The sequence below is a fragment of the Nonomuraea sp. NPDC003201 genome (assembly GCF_053590415.1).
Genome location: NZ_JBSFTC010000756.1, coordinates 1 through 1,277, shown reverse-complemented (window position 1 = coordinate 1,277; position 1,277 = coordinate 1). Strand labels below are relative to the sequence as shown.

Here is a 1,277-nt window from a genome sequence, read left to right as displayed (position 1 = left end):
GGTGGTGGCCGGGGTCGCGGGGCTGATCGCGGGAGCCTGCTCCATGGCGGCCGGCGAGTACACCTCGGTGAAGTCCCAGACCGAGCTGATGCGGGCGGAGATCGCCGTCGAGCGGCGGGAGCTGGCCCGCAATCCCGAGGGCGAGCAGGCGGAGCTGGCGGCGATGTACCGGGCGAAGGGGCTCGACGCGGACCTCGCGCGGAGGGTGGCCGAGGGACTGTCGGCCGATCCCGAGCAGGCCCTGCGGGTACACGTGCGGGAGGAGCTGGGCGTGGACGTCGACGACCTGCCCTCGCCGTACGTGGCCGCCGCGTCGTCGTTCGGAGCGTTCGCGGCCGGGGCGCTGGTGCCGCTGGTGCCGTTCCTGTTCGGGGCGTCCGGGCTGGTCGTCGCCATGATCGTGAGCGTGCTGGCGCTGTTCGGGTTCGGGGCGGCGGTGGCGCGCATGACCGCGCGGCCGTGGTGGCTGGGCGGGCTGCGCCAGCTCGCGCTGGGTGCGGGGGCCGCCGCCGTGACGTTCGGGCTGGGGAATCTTCTGGGCGTCACCGTCTCGTGAGACCCCGCCGGGAACGTGTGACATTCTCGTGACTGTACGTGACGTCTCCCTGGGCGGATCATGTCGGCATGGACGGATTCCTCGACGAGACCCGCTCGGGAGTGACCGAGCTGCGCGTCCACGGCGTCTCCGGCACACCCCCCGAGGGCATGCTGAACCACCCCCACCCCTGGATCGTCGCGGGCGACGGCACCACCGGGTTCTACCGGCGCTGGTGGACCGACGGGCCGCCGGACGGCGAGCACGCGGACGTGCCGGACTCCCGCCATCGGGAGGCGTACGCGTGGGGCGGTCTCACCTCCGGCGGCAAGACGATCGCCCTGTGGCTGCTCCTGCTGCCGTTCGCGCTGGCGAACCTGTCGTACTTCATGCTCCCCAGACCCGCGCGCGGCACGGGCCTGCGGCACGTGACCGAGGCGGCGCAGCGGCTGTTCGCCCTGCTGCTGACCGGGACCCTCGTCGGGGCCGTCACGCGGGCCAGCGTCGACCTCGTCGGCTGGCAGTGCACCGCGGCCGGGCGGGCCTGCACCTACGACACCGCGCCCGTGTGGGTGCACTGGCTCGGCGCGCTGTGGGGCAACGAGCCGTCCCGGCGGCTGGCGGTCACCGCGCTCGTCCCGCTGCTGGTCGTGGCGCTGCTGTGGTGGATCGCCCGGCGCACCTGGCAGCGCGACGAGCGCACGGCCGTGCCGCCCGACGGCGGCGGCGACACCGAGCTGCC

General features: G+C 74.3%; 1 protein-coding gene and 1 pseudogene. Both read left to right on the top strand.

Going from position 1 to position 1,277, the window contains the following annotated elements; genetic code table 11:
* Positions 1-556, top strand: a 556-nt coding sequence (locus ACWDX9_RS63415) for a VIT1/CCC1 transporter family protein (RefSeq protein WP_449973471.1), incomplete at its 5' end; no start/stop codon positions are given.
* A gap of 68 nt (positions 557-624) precedes the next feature.
* Positions 625-1,277, top strand: a pseudogene (locus tag ACWDX9_RS63410) (hypothetical protein); the annotation flags it as partial.